Genomic DNA, 19649 nt, shown 5'->3' on the forward strand with positions numbered 1-19649 from the left:
CTGTTCCTTTCATGAGGGTTCCCTTCATGAGGCGTCCCATTCGTAGAAGCCGCGTCCGCTCTTGCGGCCGAGGTGTCCCTCGGCGACCAGTCGACGCAGCAGGGCGGGAGGTTCGAAGCGCTCGCCCAGATGCGCGGCGAGGTATTCGGCGATGCCGAGCCGCACGTCGAGTCCGACGAGGTCGGTGAGACGGAGCGGGCCGACGGGGTGCTTGTATCCCAGGGTCATGGCAGCGTCGATGTCCTCGGCGGAGGCGACGCCTTCCTCGAGCATGCGGATCGCCTCGAGCCCGATCGCGACACCCAGCCGGGACGATGCGAACCCGGGCGCGTCGGCCACGACGATCGGTGTCTTGCCGAGCGCGGTCACCCATCCGCGGGCGGCGTCGACGAGCGGGGGAGCAGTGGTCGCACCCCGCACGATCTCGACGAGCGTGGAGGCCGGCACGGGGTTGAAGAAGTGCATGCCGAGGAAGCGCGAGGGGCGATCGAGCACGGCGGCCAGCTCATCGATCGAGATGGAGGAGGTGTTCGAGGCGATCGCCGCGTCGGGCGCGATCGCCGCCTCGACGCGTCGGAGCGCATCGATCTTGAGGGCGAGGTCTTCGGGCACAGCCTCGACGACGAGAGTGCACGAAGCGAACAGCGCCGCATCCGTGCTCGTGGTGAGACGCGTCCGGTACTGCTCGACGGATTCGTGCGCTGTGCCTCTCGCGATCGAGGAGTCGATGGATTCGAGCACGCGGCCGGATGCCGCTCGGGCCGCATCGGCATCGCGTTCCACGACGGTGACGCGGGAGCCTGCCAGGAGGAACGCATGGGCGATTCCGGCACCCATGCGTCCGCCGCCGAGCACCCCCACGTGTCCCGGGGCTGGGGAACTGCTCTCGGTCATCTGTCTCTCCGCTCCAGGAAGTCGGTCATCCGCCGGAACTTCTCCGGGCTTTCGAACAGCACAGCCTGTGCATCGAGGTCGACCGAGGGGTGCTGGTCGCGCGGCGCCCGGAACACCCGCTTGGTCGCGATGGTGGCTGCCCGGTCGTTGCGCGCGATGCGATCGACGAGGGCGTGAGCGGCCGGCAGCAGATCGGTGGCGTCGTGGATCGCCGTCACGAGACCGATGCGCAGCGCCTCCTCGGCCTTCACGGTGCGACCGGTGAGCAGCAGCTCGATCGCCCTGGCGTCTCCGATGATCTCCTTCAGGCGCCATCCGGCCCCCGCCGCGGCGACGATGCCCAGCCCGGTCTCGGGGTTGCCGATGGCGAGCGCTGGCGTGGCGATGCGGATGTCCGCGGCATAGGCGAGTTCGGCTCCTCCGCCGAGGGCGTAGCCGTCGATCGCGGCGATGACCGGCATCGGCAGTTCGGCGAGTCGGATGAACGCGTGGGCGTTGATCCCGCGCAGCGCATCGGCCGCGCGGCGCTCGCGCAGCTCGGCGATATCGGCGCCCGCGGCGAACACGCCTCCGGCACCGGTGAGGATCAGCGGGCGCGGCGCGGCCTCGAGCTCTGCGCACAGCACGTGCAGCGCATCGACCGTGGCCTGGTCGATCGCGTTGCGCTTGTGCGGGCGATGGAGCGTCGCGACCACACGGTCATCACGTCTCTCGACGAGGAGCGGTGCGCTGTCGAGCGGGGCGTCGGACATCACACCTTCTCCACGATCACGGCCGCACCCTGCCCGACGCCGACGCACATCGTGGCGAGACCGTAGCGAGAGCCTTCGCGCTCCATGCGGCCGAGGAGCGTGACCAGCAGGCGGGCGCCGGAGGAGCCGAGCGGATGACCGAGAGCGATAGCGCCACCGTCGGCATTCACACGTGCGTCGTCGAGGCCCAGTCGTCGGATGCAGGCGATGGACTGCGTGGCGAACGCCTCGTTGAGCTCGATCGAGCCGATGTCGTCGAGGGAGAGCCCGGCCCGTCGCAGCGCCTTCTGCGTCGCAGGAACCGGACCGAGGCCCATGACCTCGGGAGCGAGGCCCGCGCTGGTGCCGGCGACGATGCGGGCGCGCGGGACCAAGCCGTGCCGCTCGATGGCCTCTGCGCTCGCGACCATGATCGCGGAGGCGCCGTCATTGAGGGCGCTGGAGTTGCCTGCGGTGACGACCTGACCGCCGGCCACGACGGGGCGCAGGCGCGCGAGACCCTCGAGCGTCGTCTCCGGCCGCGGGCCCTCGTCGACGAGCACCTCCGCACCGGCGCCGCCGGGGACGCCGACGATCTCCGCCTCGAAGCGTCCTTCTGCGATCGCCGCGGCGGCCCGTTGCTGCGAGCGCAGTGCGAACGCATCCGCCTCGTCTCGGCCGATCCCGTCGACGCGGGCGACCTCTTCTGCCGTCTCTGGCATCGTGAACGTCGCCTTCTCGCGTGCGAGCAGGCGAGAATTCGGGAATCTCCAGCCGATCGAGGTGTCGAATGCGGCACCCGGTTTCGCCCAGGCCTTCTCCGGCTTGGCCTGCACCCAGGGGGCGCGTGTCATCGACTCGACGCCTCCGGCCACGATGAGGTCGGCATCCCCCGCGCGGATGGCCTGCGCTGCCATCGTGACAGCCGACATTCCCGAAGCGCACAGTCGGTTGACCGTGATGCCGGGCACGGTGTCGGGAAGGCCAGAGAGCAGGACGGCCATCCGGGCGACGTTGCGGTTGTCCTCCCCGGACTGGTTGGCCGCACCGAGGATCACCTCGTCGATCTCCGCCTGCAGCGGGTCGATCCCCGCGCGCCTGACCGCTTCGCGCACGACGATCGATGCGAGGTCGTCGGGTCGCACGGCGGCGAGGGCGCCACCATAGCGTCCGACCGGGGTGCGTACGCCTCCGACGAGGTATGCCTCGGTCATGCGGAACTCCTGACTGCGTTGTCTCGACGGTGGCCCGTTGTCCGGACGATCGGTCCGAATTACTGACCGATCGTCCGGTAATTATGTCACAGGCGCGGCGGCCGCCGCGATCCCGCACCGCCGTTCCGCTCGTCAGGTGAGCAGATCCACGCCCTTGGTCTCCTTGACGAGTGAGACGCCGATGAGCGAGATCACGGCGGCCACGGCGATGTAGACGCCGATCGTCCATGCAGCATGGAACTGATTCATCAGGGCCTCGGCGATCATCGGTGCGAACGCTCCGCCGAGGATGGCGCCGAGGGCGTAGCCGATCGAGACTCCCGAGTAGCGCACGTTCGCGGGGAACATCTCCGCGTAGAGGGCGGCCTGGGGGCCGTACGACAACCCGAGGGCGAACGTCATGACGAACAGCGCCACGAAGTACCAGAGGATGTTCGCGGTGTCGATCAGGAACCACATCGGCACCGCCCAGAGCGCGAGCGCGACGTAGCCGATCTGGAAGGTGCGGATGCGCCCGAGCCGATCGGAGAGGTGTCCGCCCCACAGGGTGAAGATGAGCCACCCGAACGAGGCGAGGGTGGTTGCCAACAGCACGGGCGGGCGCTCCATGCCCAGCGTGGTGACGGCGTAGGTCGCGAAGAACGCGATGAGCAGGTATCCCGCCGCGTTGTTCGCGATGAAGATGATCGCGGTCAGGATGACCTGCTTGGTGTTCTGGCGGAACAGGCGGCTCAGCGGGGCTGAGGCCTCCTTGCGACGACGGCGCAGATCCTCGAAGACCGGGCTCTCGTCGACCGCACGGCGGATCACATAGCCGACCGCGATCAGCACGATCGAGAGCAGGAACGGGATGCGCCAGCCCCATTCGAGGAAGGCCTCCGGCGACATCGAGCTGGTGAGCACCCACAGCGTCGACGTGGCGAGGATCATGCCGACGGGGACTCCGATCTGCGGGAACGCCCCGAAGAGTCCTCGTCGATTGTCCGGCGCATGCTCGACCGCCATCAGTGCGGCGCCGCCCCACTCGCCACCCGCGGAGAACCCCTGCACGATGCGGAGCAGGATGAGCAGGATGGGCGCAGCCACACCGATCGCCGCGTAGGTCGGCAGGAGGCCGATCAACGACGTGGACAGCCCCATCATGATGAGCGTGAGCACGAGCATCTTCTTGCGCCCCAACTTGTCGCCGAGGTGGCCGGCGACGATCGCTCCGAGCGGGCGGAAGAGGAACGAGATGCCGATCGTCGCGAACGAGAGCACCTGTGCGAAGCCGGGACTCTCCTCCGCGATCGGGGCCAGGAACAGGGGTGCGAGCACCAACCCTGCGGCCTGGGCGTAGATGAAGAAGTCGTACCACTCGATCGAGGTGCCGACGAGAGTGCCGGCGAGCACTCGCCGTTCTTCGGCGGGCATCCGTGTGGACGTGGTGCGGGCGGACACTGCTGACGTCATGCGAACTCCGTTGTTCTGCGATTCCGAGTGGGGAGGCGTCGGGACGTTCTCCCTTAATGACCGAATGGTCGGTCAGTAAATGCCGAGCGTAGCGCATCGCCATCCTCGGAATCGAGAGTTCAGGACTTCTCCGTCAGACCCTCCCGAACGTGCGCAGCGGATGCTCGATGAGCTCGGTCACCCGTCGCAGGAAGCCCGCGGCGTAGCCGCCGTCGCACACCCGGTGGTCGAACGCCAGGGAGAGCTGCACGATCCGGCGCGCCACGATCGCCCCCTCCACGACCCAGGGCCGCTCGATGATCCGGCCGATGCCGAGGATCGCCACGTCGGGGTGGTTGATGATCGCGGCCGAGCCGTCGACCCCGAGGCCGCCGTAGTTGTTGAGCGTGAACGTCGATCCTCGCAGGCGCTCCGGTGGCATCGTCCCGGAGCGGGCCGTGGCGGTGAGTTCGCGCAACGCGGTGTCGAGCTGTGCCACGGTGAGGGCGTGCGCGCGGGGGACCACCGGAACCAGGAGTCCGCGTTCGGTGTCTGCCGCGATGCCGAGGTTCACGCCGTCGAACGAGATGATCTCGTCCCCGCTCTCGCTGAGGCGCGACGCCAGCACGGGGTAGTCCTCGAGGGCCAGTAGCACGAAACGCGCGAGGAGGGCGGTCACCGAGGGAGCCTTGCCGCCCTCCGGTGCCATCTGCGAACGCAGGTTCCACAGTGCGGTGGCATCGACGTCGACCCAGACGGTCGCCTCGGGGATCTCGGAACGGCTGCGAGAGAGTTTCGCGCTCACGGCACGGCGCAACGGCGACATCCGTTCGCGGGCGAGCACGCCGAGACCGTCGACCGTCTCGTCGATCCGCTGTTCGGGGGCGCCGCTGCGTGCGGCGGCGCTGGTGTGGTGTGCGGTGGCACTGTCGACGGCGTTGTCGACGGCGGCGCGAAGCACATCTGCGCGGGTGACGGCACCGTCGACGCCGGTCGCGGTGATCGAGTGCACGTCGAGACCGAGGTCCCGAGCGAGTCGGCGAACGAGCGGGGAGCGGACGGCGACGGGTCTGCGGTCGGCCGATTCCGACGGCGGAGGAGTCGCGGGGGTGCTCGGGGCGGAATGGATCGCCGTCGGCACGGGGGCCGGTGCTGTCGCGGGTGCCCGAGGTGTGGACACCGATGAGGCCGCCGGACGGCGTCGCCCCGTGGTGAGACGCGCGGTGGTGCCGTAGCCGATGAGCACGTTCCCCGAACCCGCCCGCTCCTCTTCGCGGTAGGCCTCATGCTCGGGCTGCGCCGGTTCGGCGGTGGGCGTGGCCGGAGCTGTCGGCGAGTCCGCCACCTCGAGCACAGGGGCGCCGACGTCGATTGTGTCGCCGGCGGTGCCGTGCAGCGCGGTGACGACTCCGGCGAACGGCGACGGCAGCTCGACGATGCTCTTCGCGGTCTCGACCTCGGCGATCGGCTGGTCGGTGGTGATCGTGTCGCCCACGCAGACGAGCCACTGCACGAGTCCTGCCTCGGTGAGGCCCTCGCCGAGATCGGGCAGGAGGAACACCTGGGTGCCGGTGTGCGGCTTCAGCGGCGTGCTCATGCGTCGTCCTCCCATTGCAGCGTGTCGATCGCATCGAGCACACGGTCGACGTCGGGCAGATACCAGTGCTCGAGCTTCGGCGGGGCGTACGGCGTGTCGAAGCCGGTCACCCGTCGCACGGGGGCCGCGAGGTACTCGAAGCAGCGCTCGAAGACTCGGGCCTGGATCTCCGACGCGACGCTCACGTATCCCGGGGCCTCGGCGATGACGACGGCGCGACCGGTCGACTTCACGGCTGCCGTCACGGTGGCGTCGTCGAACGGCGAGAGTGAGCGTACGTCGACGACCTGCACGCTGCGTCCCTCGGCGGCGGCGACGTCGGCGACGTCGAGCGCGAGCGGAACCGACGATCCGTATGCCAGAAGCGTCACGTCGGAGCCCTCACGGGCGATGCGGGCTGTTCCGAGTTCGGCGGTGACCGAGGTGTCGACCTCGCCCTTGGCCCAGTACAGCTTCTTCGGTTCGAGGAAGATCACCGGGTCGGGGGAGGCGATCGCCGCACGCAGCAGCGAGTACGCGTCCTGCGGGGTGGACGGGCTGACGACCGTGAGGCCGGGCGTGTGCGCGTAATAGGCCTCGGAGGAGTCGCAGTGATGCTCGACGCCGCCGATGCCGCCGCCGAATGGGATGCGGATCACCAATGGCATCCGCATGCCGCCACGGGTGCGGTTGCCGAGTTTGGCGACATGACTGACGACCTGTTCGAAGGCGGGGAGTGCGAACGCATCGAACTGCATCTCGACCACGGGGTGCAGACCGTTCATGGCCATGCCGACAGCGGTGCCGATGATGCCGGACTCCGCGAGGGGGGTGTCGAAGCAGCGCTCCTCGCCGAAGCGGGCAGTGAGACCATCGGTGATGCGGAAGACGCCGCCCAGCGCGCCCACGTCTTCACCGAACACCACGACATCGGGATCGGATTCGATCGCGTCGGCCAGGGCGCGGTTCAACGCAGCGGCCATCGTCATCGTCGACGCGGTGGCGGCTTCGCTCGCGGTGCGGGTGTCGTCCTGGGCGATCGTCATCGGTGTGCTCCGTTCGTCGCGGTTCCGGCATCGGTGAGACGCGATCGTTCGATCTCCCCGCGCAGCAGGTCCCACTGCTCGTCGAGTTGAGGGGATCGGGTCGCGGTCACGAAGCGGAACAGGTCTTCGGGGTCGAGGTCGGCGTCGGTGTTCAGCGCGGTCCGCATCGCCGTGGCGATCTCTTCGGCACCCGAAGCGAAGCGCTCCTCGGCGTCGGCGTCGAGCGCGCCGGCGGAGGTGAGGTGCGCACGAAGGCGCAGCAGCGGGTCACGGGCGATCCACGCCTGCACCTCGTCGCGCTCGCGGTAGCGGGTGTCGTCGTCGGCGTTGGTGTGCGCCTGCATCCGATACGTGTGCGCTTCGACGAGGCTCGGCCCTCCGCCGGCTCGCGCGCGCGACATCGCCTCGTCGAGCACGGCGAGCACGGCGGCGACGTCGTTGCCGTCCACGCGCTGCCCGGGCATCCCGTACCCGATGGCTTTGTGGGCGAGCGAGGGTGCCGCCGTCTGACGGGAGAGCGGAACCGAGATCGCGAACTCGTTGTTCTGCACGAAGAAGACCACGGGGACGTGGAACACCGCAGCGAAGTTCATGGCCTCGTGGAAGTCGCCCTCGCTGGTGGCGCCGTCGCCGCAGAGTGCGAGGACGACCGTGTCCTCGCCCCGATGCTTCGCGGCCTGGGCGAAGCCGACGGCATGCAGCAGCTGGGTGGCGAGTGGAGTGGCCTGCGGAGCGACGCGGTGTGCCCGCACGTCATATCCGGAATGCCAGTCGCCCTTGAGGAGCACCATCGCATCGGCGGGATCGACGCCCCGCGCGATGACGGCGACCGAGTCGCGATAGGTGGGGAACAGCCAATCCGTGGCGCCGAGCACCATGGCGGCGCCGATCTGGCAGGCCTCCTGCCCGTGCGACGACGGATAGACGGCGAGGCGACCCTGACGCACCAGGGCTCCGGCCTGATCGTTGATGCGGCGGCCCTCGACGAGCCCACGGTACGCCGCGAGCAGTGTGTCCGAATCGGGGAGCGCATACCGCTCGTCGACGACGGCCGTTCCGTTCTCGTCGATCAGTTGCACCGCGGTGTCTCGCGGGAGCAGGTCGGTGTGCAGCATGCGTTCGCCCTCCTTGCCGAACTCGATGAGGACAGCATGCCTCTGGTGCGTCAGTCATCCAAGATCTTTCGCCGAATCGTGGATGAAAGTGGGCTGCGTGGGGCATTCTTGAGCGAAGCGTCAGAAATTCTGTACCGAAGGAAGGGTGCGCATGGTCGCGCTGGATGAGACGGATCGGGCAATCCTCGAGGAACTGCGTCAGGATGCGCGCGCGTCGATGACCGCGATCGCGGATGCCGTGCACATCTCGCGCGCCGGTGCACACGCGAGGATCAAACGGCTCACCGACACGGGGGTCATCACGGGCTACACGGTGCGCACCGACCCCGTGCTCCTCGGGCACCACGCCAGTGCCTACGTGACCCTCGCGATCGAGCAGGCGACCTGGCAGGCGGTGAGCGAACGGCTGCGGTCCATACCCGAGATCGAGCACATGGCGCTGGTCGGTGGCGACTTCGATGTGATCCTGCTGGTGCGCGCGAACGACGCCCGCGATCTGCGTCGCATCGTGCTGGAGGACATCCAGGCGATCCCGTCGATCCGCTCGACCAGGACCACCCTGATCTTCGAGGACTATCCCAGGAACTGAGCCTCGAGGAGCGACGACACCACGACGATCCCGATGCACAGGAGACCGAATGCCGTGGCGAGAACGGTGAGGGCGACGAGCAGCCCTCCGCCGGGGGCCATGATCCGCGCCGAGCCCGGCGGCGACGCGCCCGGAAGCGTCGAATGCAGCCATGCGGTCATCCGCAGCTGACGACGGCGCGCCGCGAACCAGAGGGCGCAGGCCGCCACGAGACCGGCGGCGCCAGGGACGAAACCCCACACGGCGAAGGCCGGCGGCAGCAGCAGAGGGAAGATACGCAGCGATACCAGCGAGCCGATCGCGATCGCGAGGGCGGTGCGGCGCCAGGCGAGTTCCGTGCGCTCGGGCTGCAGGCCCGGATCGAACGGTCCCCGAGCGTCCGATCTCCTGGCATCCGACCTCCGAGCGGTCACCGCCAGAGCACCCCGGCCAGGACGAGCAGGCCGACGACGGTCACCACGATCGCGAGCACGACGGCGGAGAACGCTCCGGGCAGCGGGCGAGACCGACGCATCGCGCGCTCGGCACGCATCCACTCCCACCAGGCCAGGGGAGCGACGACGGTACCGGTGATCATCAGCACGAGCGAGGCTGCGAGCCGGAACCCGGCGTGAAGGTCGAGGCCGAGCACCTCCAGGGCGACGCCACCGGCGATCAGCGCGAGAGCCGTGCGCGTCCAGGCGAGGAAGGTCCGCTCGTTCGCGAGGGAGAAGCGCGGATCGGGCTCCTCACCGGTTTCGTAGACCGAGGCGGGGAAACGTCGCATCGCCTCATCGTAGCGGCGCGGTGGGGCGTGAAGCGGATCGGAGGGAGGAGCGGGTCGCGTCAGTCGATCGTGAGCTCGAACCCGTCTGCACCGGCGGTGACGGCGACCTGCGACAGGTCGGTGACCACAACGGTCGGGTGGTGCGCCGCCGCATGCGTGCCCACGCCGACGACGCGCATGCCCGCAGCGAGACCCGCCTGGATGCCCGCACCGGAGTCCTCGAACACGACGCAGTCCGCCGGAGCGATCCCGAGCAGCTCTGCCGCGCGGAGGAAGCCCTCGGGGTCGGGCTTGGAGGCGGACACATCCTCGGCCGTGACCTTCTGTTCGGGAACCGTGAGACCCGCTGCCCGCATCCGCGCGGTCATGAGGGCGACATTCGCGGAAGTGACGATCGCGTGCGGGAACGGATGCAGAGCACCGAGCAGCGCACGGGCCCCGGGGATCTCGATCACTCCGTCGACGTCACCCGCCTCGTTCGCGAGCATGATGTCGTTCTCGTGCAGGTTGATCGCATGATCGCGCTCCGGGAGCATGATCGCCATGCTCTGATGACCCTGCCGTCCGTGCACGGTGCGCAGCACCGTCTCGGGGTCGATGCCGTGGGGCTCGGCCCAGGCGAGCCACAGCCGTTCCACGACGGCGGTCGAGTCGACGAGGGTGCCGTCCATGTCGAGGAGGGCGGCGCGGGCGGCGATGGTCTGGGTCACCCGTCCAGGCTAGCCGCACAGGTGGCAATGCCTGGCGCGTGCCCCGCGTGCGCGTGAGCGGCTTCTAGGATGTGGACCGGGAAGGACGAGGATGAACGCACTCGCGAGCAGGGTCATGCAGGTGCTGCGTCAGGTGCGCGGTCCGGAGACGGCGGAGGCCGTCTTCGAGGCGACCGCGCTGATCGTCGGCGCCGGATTCTTCGTCGCCGGCTTCGTCATCGGCCTCCCCGTGTTCTGGGGACACGATCTGGCGATCAGTGGCAGCGGTTCGATCGGCGCTTTCGCGGCATACGGGGGTGCGATCACCGCGGTCATCGCGTTCACCCTCGGGCGCCTCGCCGTGCGGCCCGAGCAGCCCGACCCGCGCGCGGTGCGCGACGGATTCAGCGTGCCGGGCGACCGGCTGCGGTGGTACGACCTCACAGCCATCGCGTTCGCCCACGCGGCCATCGCGTGCCTCGGCTGGCTCGGCGTCGCTGAGCTCCTCGAGCAGAGCTTCACCGATGCCCCGGTGTTCCCGTTCCCCGGCGCCATCCTGGTGGCGGTCGCCTTCGCGCTGACCGGATACGTCTGCTTCCTCAGTGCCGTCGCCCTCACCCCGATGGTGCTGTCGCTGGTGCTCGCGGTCTTCCTCGTGGTCGGGGCGTTCGCCAGCATGCTCGCCTCCAGCGACGTGCACTGGTGGCGCAACAACCTGTCCGCGCTCGGCATGAGCACGAACAGCGCATCGGTCGCGTTCAACGTGACGCTGGTCATCGCCGGGGTGATGATCACGACGATCTCCCGCTACGCGACCGCCGGCCTCCCCGCCGAGAGTCCCGAAGAACGCCGTGGACGCTTCATGGTGCGCGGTGGCTTGATCCTGATGGGGATCTTCCTCGCGTGCGTCGGCATCTTCCCGGTGGACGAGTTCTTCCTCCTGCACAACACCGTCGCGACGGGCATGACCGTGGTGTTCGGGGTCGTCGTCGTCGGGCTGCCGTGGTTCCTGCCGACCATCCCTCGTGTGTTCGTGGCCTTCGGGTGGATCTACGTGCTGGTGATCATCCTGCTCGCGGCCTTCTTCGCGGTCGGCTACTACAACCTCACCGCTGTCGAGCTGATCGCCGCCGTGCTGATCTTCAGCTGGATCATCGTGTTCCTGCGCACGGCGGGGTCGGTCACCGCACCGGTCGTCGCGGCCGATGCTTCCGCGGAGGCGGGCTGACGATGCAGTCGCGCTCGCGCTAGTCCCAGATCGGGTCGTCGGGGTCGGGGGAGTCCGTGCCGTCGGCGTCGGTCATGATGCGTGCCTCGGCGATCCACGACGTCAGCGAGCCGTCGTGGAGCATGTGCGGTCGCGGTGATCCGAGAAGGTCGGGGGTCGTCACGATGTCCAGCGGATCGTCGCTCGCGAAGATGACGACGTTGCCGAGGGGTCCTTCATCATCCTCCGGTTCCGCGTCGAGAACGACGGCGACGTGGGCGAACACGGTGCGCAGTGTCGCCGCCTGTCGCCGGGAATACTCGAACGGATGACCGTCGAGCAGGTTCACGGCCACGACGCCTCCTGTTGCGGAGCGCGCGGCGACGCGGCGGTAGAACTCCTCGCTGGCCACCCGGTGTCGGATGACTGCGGCATCCCACAGATCGACGACGGTGAACTGCGCATCGACCCAATCGGTGTCGACCGCGGTGCTGCCAGGTGCTGCGGCGTCGGGCGCGGGAGAAGGGGATGACGGCGCTGAGGATCGCGCCTCGTCGGGAAGATCTGCGTCTGCGACCGCTCGTGCATCGCCGAAGATGACTCGCAGATCAGCGCCGGGGGGCAGCGGCAGCGAGGCGATCACTGCTGCATAGAGTTCAGGCTCGAACTCGACCGCGATTTGGGGGGAACCGGCACGCGTGGCCTCGACGTAGCGTGCCAGCGTGAGTGCTCCGGCTCCCAGATGCACGGTGAACAGCGGTGCACCGGGCGCGGCTGCGGCATCCATCGCCCTGGCGATGTGCTGGGTGTAGGCGTATTCGAGTTCACTGGGGTCTGTCATCGAGACGACGGACTGCGCAATCCCGTCGACGCTGAGCTCGTAGCGCCCGGCTCGCCTTCTCGATTCCACCAGCTTGGCCTTGCGGTCATCGAGCGAGAGCGAGAACACCCGGCGATTCCTTGGCACCCGTCGATCCTAGATCGGGCGACTACCCTTGAGGGAACATGGCACATCTTCTCGGGGCTGAAGCCCTCCATCTCGAATACCCGACCAGAGTCGTCTTCGACTCCGTGACCCTCGGCATCGAGGAGGGCGACCGCATCGGTATCGTCGGCCGCAACGGTGACGGCAAGTCGAGCCTCCTCGGCATGCTGGCAGGCATCAAGCAACCGAATTCCGGACGGGTCACGGTGCGCGGAGGAACGCGCATCGGCGTGCTCGATCAGGCGGACAACCTCCCGGACGACCTCACGATCAGCGCTGCGGTCGTCGGCGACATCCCGGAGTACGAGTGGGCGGGCGACGCGCGAGTGCGCGACGTCATCGAAGGGCTGCTCACCGACCTCCCGTGGGATGCCGAGATCGGTTCTCTCAGCGGCGGGCAGCGGCGTCGGGTGTCGCTCGCGAAGCTCCTCACCGGAGACTGGGACGTCATCGCCCTCGACGAGCCGACCAACCACCTCGACGTCGAGGCGATCACCTGGCTCGCCGGCCACCTCAAGAAGCGCTGGTCGCCGAACTCGGGCGCCCTCATGGTCGTGACCCACGACCGGTGGTTCCTCGACGAGATCAGCACCGAGACCTGGGAGGTGCACGACCGCATCGTCGAGCCCTTCGAGGGCGGCTACGCGGCGTACATCCTGCAGCGCGTCGAGCGCGACCGCATGGCGGCCGCCACCGAGGCGAAGCGTCAGAACCTCGCCAAGAAAGAGCTCGCGTGGCTCCGTCGTGGTGCTCCGGCCCGCACGGCCAAGCCGAAGTTCCGCATCGACGCGGCCAACGAGCTCATCGCCGACGTGCCCGAGATCCGAGACAAGGTGTCGCTGCAGTCCCTCGCCGTCTCACGACTCGGCAAAGACGTGGTCGACCTGCTCGACGTCGGTGTCACCTACCCCACGGCTGACGGCGGGGAGAAGGTCGTGCTGCGCGACATCGAGTGGCGCATCGCTCCGGGTGAGCGCACCGGCATCCTCGGCGTGAACGGCGCAGGCAAGTCCACGCTGCTCGGGCTCATCTCCGGCACCGTCCAGCCGACCGTGGGCCGGGTCAAGCGGGGCACGACGGTGAAGGTGCAGACCCTCACCCAGCGACTCGACGAGCTCACCCAGCACTGGAACGACCCGGTGCGCGTGATCATCTCCGGCCTTCGCACCTCGTACACGATGGGCGCCGGTTCCAAGGCGCAGGACCTGACTCCCGGTCAGCTGCTCGAACGCCTCGGGTTCGACTCCGCCCAGCTCTCCACGCCGGTCAAGGACCTCTCGGGCGGCCAGCAGCGCCGCCTGCAACTGCTGCTCGTGCTGCTCGACCAGCCGAACGTGCTGATCCTCGACGAGCCGACCAACGACCTCGACACCGACATGCTCGCCGCGATCGAAGACCTTCTCGACTCCTGGTCGGGCACGCTCCTGGTCGTCAGCCACGACCGGTACTTCCTGGAGCGCGTCACCGACCAGCAGTACGCGATCCTCGACGGTCACCTGCGCCACCTCCCCGGCGGGGTGGACGAGTACCTGCGGCTGCGTCACCTGCAGTCCTCCACGGGGTCGAAGCAGACCGCGACGGCCGCAGCGACGGCGACGGCGACGGCAACTGCGAAGGGGCTCGACGGCGCGGCGCTGCGCACGGCGCAGAAGGAGGTGTCGGCCCTCGAGCGACGCATCCAGAAGCTCACGCAGCAGGTGAACGCCGCCAAGACCGCGCTGGCCGACCACGACCAGTCCGACTACGCGGGCCTCGGCGACCGGATGAAGAAGATCAGCGAGCAGCAGGCCGAGATCGAGGAGCTGGAGCTGCGCTGGTTCGAACTCACCGAGGAGATCGGCTGACGGAGGAATATCCTTCTCTCAACGCTGTTGGGAGGTAGGGATGGAAGGCCTCGAAGTAACAGTCCTGCTCGGACTCACGATTCTCGTCGGAACCCTTATCGCCCCGCGCGTGCGTCTCGCGCTGCCCCTCGTCCTCGTCATCTTCGGACTGCTGCTCGGCTTCGTGCCGCAGCTGCGCGAAGTGCAGCTGCCACCGGAGACGGTGCTGCTGCTGTTCCTCCCGGTCATGCTGTTCTGGGAGAGTCTCACCACGTCTCTGCGGTCGATCCGCCGCGACTTCCGCTACATCCTGCCGATGAGCACGGTGCTCGTCGTCGCCTCGGCATTCGCGGTCGCCGGCATCGGCGTGCTGTTCGGGATGCCGTGGGAGATCGCTCTCATCCTGGGCGCCGCGGTCGCTCCGCCCGATGCCACGGCGGTCGCCGCCCTCGGGCGTCTGCTGCCGCGCCGCATGTTCATGAAGTTGAAGGCCGAGAGCCTGACCAACGACGGCACGGCACTGGTGCTGTACGCCATCGCGGTGTCACTCGCGCTCGGCGGCCAGATCACGCCGATGTCGGTCACGCTCGACGTGCTGATCTCCTACGTCGGCGGCATCGCGGCCGGAGTCGTCGTCGCCGCTCTCGGCTATCTCCTGCTGCGTCGCACATCGTCGACGATCGTGATCAACGTCGCCCTGCTCCTGATCCCGTTCACCGCGTTCCTCCTCGCCGAGATGGTGCATGCCTCGGGCGTGCTCGCCGTCGTTGTGGCCGGACTCATCGTCGCCTACGTGTCGCCTCGGGTCACGACCGCTTCGTCCCGGCGGCAGGCCGATGCCGCGTGGCCGTTCGGAGTCTTCCTGCTCAACGGTGCGCTGTTCGTGCTGATCGGGCTCGAGGTGCAGTACGTCGTGCACGAGATCTCGGCGGCGGCGATCGGTCGGCTCGTGCTCATCACGCTCGCCGTCTGGGCGACCCTGCTGGTCGTCCGCTACCTGTTCCAACTGCTGAACGTGCCGTTCCAGCGTCAGACCGGCCAGCGGCCCGCACGCGGCGCCAGGGCGCGGGCCAGGGCCGTCTCCACCGTCGCCGGTATGCGCGGTGCCGTGTCACTCGCGATCGCCCTGTCCGTGCCCGCGACCATCACCGAGGGTGGGGCCGTCAACGGTCGCGATGAGATCGTGTTCGTCACGGCCGGCGTCATCATGCTGAGCCTGCTGGTGCAGGGCCCGCTCCTCCCCGCCATCGTGCGGTGGGCGCGGTTCCCGGTCGACCACGTCGAGGACGAGGAGTACGAGCTCGCCGAGCGAGCGATCTCCGGAGCGGCGCTCGCCGCCCTCGACGACCTCGCCTCCGAGCACGGCGTCGGGCAGGAGGTGCTCGACCGCGTGCGGTCGGAGGGCTATCAGATGCTCGAGTTCGCGAATGCGCGCTCCCTGGCCCGCGAGCAGGCGCTCGTCGACGCGGAGGCCGAGGCTCTCGACGAGATGCTCGGCGCGCCCGACCCGCTCAGCGCCGGAACCGCAGGACCGGGCGGGAGCCCCGACGCCGATCCGCCAGCGGGAGGAGCCGCCTCTCCGATCGCGGACGCGGACGCCACCGACGGCACGGTGCTGCAGATCATCGCGACCTCGACCGATGTCGACCTCGCGCAGCGTTCACCGCTGATCCGCCATGAGGAGCACACGCGGCTCAAGCTGGCCCTCATCGACCGCAAGCGCGAGGTCCTGCTCGGGCTGCGCGGCGCCGGCACGGTTGACGACATCGTCGTTCGCCGCATCTCGGCCCGACTCGACCTCGAGCAAGTGCGCCTGCAGGGCATCGAAGAGTACGACTGACGGTCCGCGCGCCCGGCTGTGACGCCGTGTGACACACGATTCCGTGAGTGCGCTCCTGCCTGCCTAACGTATTCGAGTCCCCCCAAGAGAGGAACTCCTTCACATGTCACGCCGCACCACCTCCATCCTCGCCGCGCTTGCCGCGGTCCCGCTCTTCGTCGCGCTCGCGGGCTGCGCCACGGGATCCTCCGACGCCGGCTCCGGCAGCGAGGGGTCGTCCGAGAACGAGGTCGTCAAGATCGGTGTCGTCGGCAAGGGCGATGAGCAGTGGCCGGCATTCGTCGACGCCGCCGCCGAAGAGGGCATCACGGTCGAACTGGTCGACTTCGGCTCCTACGAGCAGCCGAACCCCGCTCTCACCGAGGGGGAGATCGACCTCAACCAGTTCCAGCACATCGTCTACCTCGCGGAGTACAACAACGCCTCCGGGTCCGACCTCACGCCGATCGGCTCGACCGCGATCTACCCGCTCGGTCTGTACTCGAAGAAGTACGACGACGTCGACAGCATCCCCGAGGGTGAGACGGTCGCCGTTCCGGACGATGCCTCCAATCAGGCGCGTGCGCTGAACGTGCTGCAGCAGGCCGGTCTCGTCGAGCTCAAGAGCGGTGGCACGCCGTACTCCGACCTCGCCGACGTCGACACCGACAAGTCCAAGGTCAAGGTCACGGCGCTCGAGGCCGCGCTCATCCCGACCTCGCTCCCGGACGTGGCCGCCGCGATCATCAACAACGACTTCGTGCAGGACGCCGGTCTCACGTTCGAGGATGCGATCGCGCAGGATGACCCCGAAGACGCCAGCGCCCTTCCGTACGTGAACATCTTCGCCGCACGTGCCGAAGACGCCGACAACGAGACGTACCTCAAGCTCGTCGAGATCTTCCAGACGAACGAGGCCGTTCAGAAGGGGCTGCTCGAGTCATCCGGCGGCACCGCCGTGGCGCTGCAGACGCCGGTGAAGGACCTGGTCGCGTCGCTGAAGAAGGTCCAGGAAGACGCCGCGGACAAGAAGTAGGACGCGGGGAGAATCCACCCCTGTCCGATGAGGGAGAATCGGGTGGCGCGAACACGCGTCACCCGATTCTTCGTTCCCGAAGCAGACCGGAGCAGCACATGCCGATCGTCACCCTGACGAACGTCTCCAAGACCTATCCCTCGCGCACCCGTGAGGGCGCGGAAGTCGTGGCAGTGGATGACGTCTCCCTGTCGATCGAGAAGGGCGACGTCTTCGGCATCATCGGATACTCCGGTGCCGGCAAGTCAACGCTCGTCCGACTGATCAACGCGCTCGAACCGGCCACCCGCGGCTCCATCACGGTGGACGGCGTCGATATCACCGCGCTCAAGGAGAGCGAGCTGCGCAAGGTTCGCGGCGGGATCGGCATGATCTTCCAGCAGTTCAACCTGTTCTCCTCGCGGACCGTCAAGGCCAACATCGCCTATCCGTTGAAACTCGCCGGCTGGTCCAAGGCCGACATCGAGAAGCGTGTCGCCGATCTGCTCAGCTTCGTGGGCCTCGCCGACAAGGCCAAGGCTTATCCCGAACAGCTATCCGGAGGGCAGAAGCAGCGCGTCGGCATCGCCCGCGCTCTCGCCACCGACCCCGCGATCCTGCTCGCGGACGAGGCCACCAGCGCCCTCGACCCCCAGACGACCCATGAGGTGCTCGACCTGCTCCAGCGGGTCAACAAGGAGCAGGGTGTCACGATCGTCGTCATCACGCACGAGATGGACGTGATCCAGACGATCGCCACCAAGGTGGCCGTGATGGAGCACGGTCGCGTGATCGAGCAGGGCGATGTGTTCGACGTCTTCTCGGCACCGCAGAATCCGGCATCGCAGCGCTTCGTCGGAACAGTGGTGAAGGGCGTGCCCTCGCCCGCAGAGCGCTCCGTGCTGCGTGACCGGCATCAGGGACGCCTGGTCACGTTCTCGTTCCGCGACGGTGACTCCTCACAGGCTCAGGTCTTCCTCGACCTCGCCGGCGCGGGGCTCGACTTCGAGCTCGTCTACGGCGGGATCAATGACATCCGCGGGCGGGCGTTCGGGCACCTCACACTCGCGATCCGCGGGGACGACGCCGTGGTCGATCGCGCGCTCGCCGACATCGCGCAACGGGTCGAAGTCACCGAGATCGCCGGAGAGGAGGCACGCTGATGGACCGTTTGAACGAACTGTGGCCCGAGCTGTGGAAGGCCGCGCTCGAGACGCTCTACATGACGACGTTCGCGCTCGTCCTCGGCGGCATCCTCGGCCTGGCGATCGGTGTGATCCTGTACGTCACCCGTCCCGGAGGACTCGCGCAGAACAGGCCTGTCTCGGTCATCGCCAACCTCGGCGTGAACTTCTTCCGTCCGATCCCGTTCGTCCTCTTCGTCGCGGTCGCCCAGCCGTTCGCCAGGGTGGTGGTGGGCACCGGCATCGGAACCACGGCCGGTGCGTTCATGATCGCCCTCGCCGCGGCCTTCGCGATCGGCCGCATCGTCGAGCAGCACCTCGTCTCGGTGTCTCCCGGAGTGATCGAAGCCGCCCGCGCGATGGGGGCGGGGCCGTGGCGCATCCTGTTCACCGTGGCGATCCCCGAGTCACTGGGCCCGCTCATCCTCGGCTACACGTTCATCGTGGTCGCGCTCATCGACATGACGGCCATGGCCGGACTTATCGGCGGTGGCGGTCTCGGCGCGTTCGCCCAGATCTACGGATTCCGACAGTTCGAGCCGGTCGTGATGTGGACGGCGATCGTCCTGATCGTGGTCTTCGTCCACCTCGTGCAGATGCTCGGAACGCGCCTCGCCCGCAAGGTCATGCGCCGCTGAGGGGAGCGCCGCCGGCAGGTGCCTCCTGCAGGGTGCGACGAGTGGTGAACACCCGCTCCGCTCCGCTCAACGGATCGACGAAGCGCAACTCGCGAGCGAGCAGCTGCAGCGGGCGCTCGAAGTCGTCCGGGAGGTCATCGAGCAGCTCAGGGTAGAACCGGTCGTTCAGGATGCCGATGCCGAGGGCGGCGAGGTGCACACGCAGCTGGTGCATCTTGCCGCTGTGCGGGCGGAGCACGGTGTGGACCACGCGATCGTCGAGGTCGATCAGCTCGATCAGCGTCTCGGCGTTCGGCTCCCTGGCATCGTCGACCTGCACGCGCACCTGGGCGCGGGGCTTCTCGATGTGATTGCGGTACACGACCGGGAACGAGGGGAGTTCGCCGCGCTCCGGGAGGGCTGACACCGCCTCGTACACCTTCTGGACGTGGCGATTCTCGAACATCAGCTGATAGGCGCCTCTGGTCGCAGGGCGGGTCGAGAACATCAGCAGGCCGGCGGTCGCGCGATCCAGACGGTGGATCGGGGCGAGATCGGGGTTGTCGAGCAGGTTGCGCAGGCGCACCAACGCCGAGTTCTGCAGGAACTTGCCGCCGGGAGTCGTGGGCAGGAAGTGCGGCTTGTCGACGACCACCAGATGCTCGTCCTGATGCAGGATCTTGATCTCGAAGGGGATCCGCGTCTCGACGGCGGGCTCGCGGTAGTACCAGACGAACTCGACGCTGCCCAGCGGGGCGTCGCGTGGCACGGCCGAGCCGTCGGCGCGCACGATGTCGCCGCGGTCGAACCGCTGGAGCAGACGCTCGGGGTCGAGGTGGAAGAAGCGCTCGACCATGTAGGCGGCGATCGTGGGCCACGAACCGGAGAGGGGCACGTGCAGCCGCGTGGCTCCCACGCCGTCACGCACGGGGAGGGGAGAGGGCATGC

General features: G+C 68.4%; 19 protein-coding genes. 7 read left to right on the plus strand and 12 right to left on the minus strand.

Translation table 11 applies throughout. The features are described from left to right. Positions 1-24 precede the first annotated feature (24 nt). The 7 genes from ACIQLD_RS17210 to ACIQLD_RS17240 form a co-directional block, all read right to left on the minus strand. Entirely contained in the window at positions 25-894 is an 870-nt protein-coding gene (locus ACIQLD_RS17210; protein ID WP_402609953.1) for a 3-hydroxyacyl-CoA dehydrogenase family protein, read from the minus strand. Next, positions 891-1646 (minus strand): enoyl-CoA hydratase/isomerase family protein, encoded by a 756-nt coding sequence (locus ACIQLD_RS17215; RefSeq protein WP_402609955.1) that lies wholly within the window; start codon positions 1644-1646, stop codon positions 891-893. The genes ACIQLD_RS17210 and ACIQLD_RS17215 overlap by 4 nt, the downstream gene beginning before the upstream one ends. Further along, positions 1646-2839 carry a thiolase family protein gene (locus tag ACIQLD_RS17220; RefSeq protein WP_402609957.1) on the minus strand — a complete coding sequence of 398 codons (1194 nt, stop codon included), beginning with the start codon at positions 2837-2839 and terminating at the stop codon, positions 1646-1648. The genes ACIQLD_RS17215 and ACIQLD_RS17220 overlap by 1 nt, the downstream gene beginning before the upstream one ends. Before the next feature lie 132 nt (positions 2840-2971). Further along, positions 2972-4291 (minus strand): MFS transporter, encoded by a 1320-nt coding sequence (locus ACIQLD_RS17225; RefSeq protein ID WP_402609959.1) that lies wholly within the window; start codon positions 4289-4291, stop codon positions 2972-2974. 133 nt (positions 4292-4424) lie between these two features. After that, the gene (locus tag ACIQLD_RS17230; protein ID WP_402609961.1) at positions 4425-5867 is read right to left on the minus strand and encodes a dihydrolipoamide acetyltransferase family protein; all 1443 of its coding nucleotides are present in this window, start codon (positions 5865-5867) and stop codon (positions 4425-4427) included. Next, a complete protein-coding gene (locus tag ACIQLD_RS17235) occupies positions 5864-6892 on the minus strand; it encodes an alpha-ketoacid dehydrogenase subunit beta (RefSeq protein ID WP_402609963.1) in 1029 nt (342 codons plus the stop codon). Before ACIQLD_RS17235 ends, ACIQLD_RS17230 begins: the two co-directional genes overlap by 4 nt. Continuing rightward, on the minus strand, positions 6889-8007 hold the full coding sequence (locus ACIQLD_RS17240) for a thiamine pyrophosphate-dependent enzyme (protein ID WP_402609965.1): 1119 nt from the start codon (positions 8005-8007) through the stop codon (positions 6889-6891). Before ACIQLD_RS17240 ends, ACIQLD_RS17235 begins: the two co-directional genes overlap by 4 nt. A 151-nt stretch (positions 8008-8158) precedes the next feature. On the opposite strand from ACIQLD_RS17240, the gene ACIQLD_RS17245 reads away from it, so the two are divergent. Then, positions 8159-8596 carry an Lrp/AsnC family transcriptional regulator gene (locus ACIQLD_RS17245; protein WP_021198788.1) on the plus strand — a complete coding sequence of 146 codons (438 nt, stop codon included), beginning with the start codon at positions 8159-8161 and terminating at the stop codon, positions 8594-8596. On the opposite strand, the gene ACIQLD_RS17250 is transcribed toward ACIQLD_RS17245, so the two are convergent. The 3 genes from ACIQLD_RS17250 to ACIQLD_RS17260 are packed head-to-tail and all read right to left on the minus strand — an operon-like array spanning position 8581 to position 10072. After that, positions 8581-9009 carry a DUF202 domain-containing protein gene (locus tag ACIQLD_RS17250; protein WP_402609967.1) on the minus strand — a complete coding sequence of 143 codons (429 nt, stop codon included), beginning with the start codon at positions 9007-9009 and terminating at the stop codon, positions 8581-8583. The two genes, ACIQLD_RS17245 and ACIQLD_RS17250, sit on opposite strands and share 16 nt — an antisense overlap. Continuing rightward, positions 9006-9362 carry a YidH family protein gene (locus ACIQLD_RS17255; protein ID WP_402609969.1) on the minus strand — a complete coding sequence of 119 codons (357 nt, stop codon included), beginning with the start codon at positions 9360-9362 and terminating at the stop codon, positions 9006-9008. The genes ACIQLD_RS17250 and ACIQLD_RS17255 overlap by 4 nt, the downstream gene beginning before the upstream one ends. A gap of 59 nt (positions 9363-9421) precedes the next feature. Next, the gene (locus tag ACIQLD_RS17260) at positions 9422-10072 is read right to left on the minus strand and encodes an HAD-IA family hydrolase (RefSeq protein ID WP_402609971.1); all 651 of its coding nucleotides are present in this window, start codon (positions 10070-10072) and stop codon (positions 9422-9424) included. A gap of 91 nt (positions 10073-10163) precedes the next feature. Between ACIQLD_RS17260 and ACIQLD_RS17265 the strand changes: the two genes are divergently transcribed. Then, the gene (locus ACIQLD_RS17265; protein ID WP_402609973.1) at positions 10164-11279 is read left to right on the plus strand and encodes a DUF998 domain-containing protein; all 1116 of its coding nucleotides are present in this window, start codon (positions 10164-10166) and stop codon (positions 11277-11279) included. 19 nt (positions 11280-11298) lie between these two features. Here ACIQLD_RS17265 and ACIQLD_RS17270 read toward each other — a convergent pair whose 3' ends face one another. Then, positions 11299-12225, minus strand: coding sequence for a spermidine synthase (locus ACIQLD_RS17270; protein ID WP_402609975.1), 927 nt, complete (start codon positions 12223-12225; stop codon positions 11299-11301). A gap of 38 nt (positions 12226-12263) precedes the next feature. Between ACIQLD_RS17270 and ACIQLD_RS17275 the strand changes: the two genes are divergently transcribed. The 5 genes from ACIQLD_RS17275 (at position 12264) to ACIQLD_RS17295 (ending at position 18722) form a co-directional block, all read left to right on the plus strand. Continuing rightward, positions 12264-14087, plus strand: coding sequence for an ABC-F family ATP-binding cassette domain-containing protein (locus ACIQLD_RS17275; protein WP_402609977.1), 1824 nt, complete (start codon positions 12264-12266; stop codon positions 14085-14087). 40 nt (positions 14088-14127) lie between these two features. Next, entirely contained in the window at positions 14128-15906 is a 1779-nt protein-coding gene (locus ACIQLD_RS17280; protein ID WP_402609979.1) for a Na+/H+ antiporter, read from the plus strand. Between the two features lie 103 nt (positions 15907-16009). Continuing rightward, positions 16010-16921 carry a MetQ/NlpA family ABC transporter substrate-binding protein gene (locus ACIQLD_RS17285; RefSeq protein ID WP_402609981.1) on the plus strand — a complete coding sequence of 304 codons (912 nt, stop codon included), beginning with the start codon at positions 16010-16012 and terminating at the stop codon, positions 16919-16921. Positions 16922-17019: 98 nt separating this feature from the next. Next, positions 17020-18063 carry a methionine ABC transporter ATP-binding protein gene (locus ACIQLD_RS17290; protein ID WP_402609983.1) on the plus strand — a complete coding sequence of 348 codons (1044 nt, stop codon included), beginning with the start codon at positions 17020-17022 and terminating at the stop codon, positions 18061-18063. Continuing rightward, entirely contained in the window at positions 18063-18722 is a 660-nt protein-coding gene (locus ACIQLD_RS17295) for a methionine ABC transporter permease (protein WP_402609985.1), read from the plus strand. The genes ACIQLD_RS17290 and ACIQLD_RS17295 overlap by 1 nt, the downstream gene beginning before the upstream one ends. On the opposite strand, the gene ACIQLD_RS17300 is transcribed toward ACIQLD_RS17295, so the two are convergent. Continuing rightward, positions 18709-19647 carry a pseudouridine synthase gene (locus ACIQLD_RS17300; protein WP_402609987.1) on the minus strand — a complete coding sequence of 313 codons (939 nt, stop codon included), beginning with the start codon at positions 19645-19647 and terminating at the stop codon, positions 18709-18711. The genes ACIQLD_RS17295 and ACIQLD_RS17300 overlap by 14 nt on opposite strands. Positions 19648-19649: the final 2 nt, after the last annotated feature.

It is taken from the genome of Microbacterium sp. NPDC091662, from assembly GCF_044756705.1.
Classification (GTDB): Bacteria; Actinomycetota; Actinomycetes; order Actinomycetales; family Microbacteriaceae; genus Microbacterium.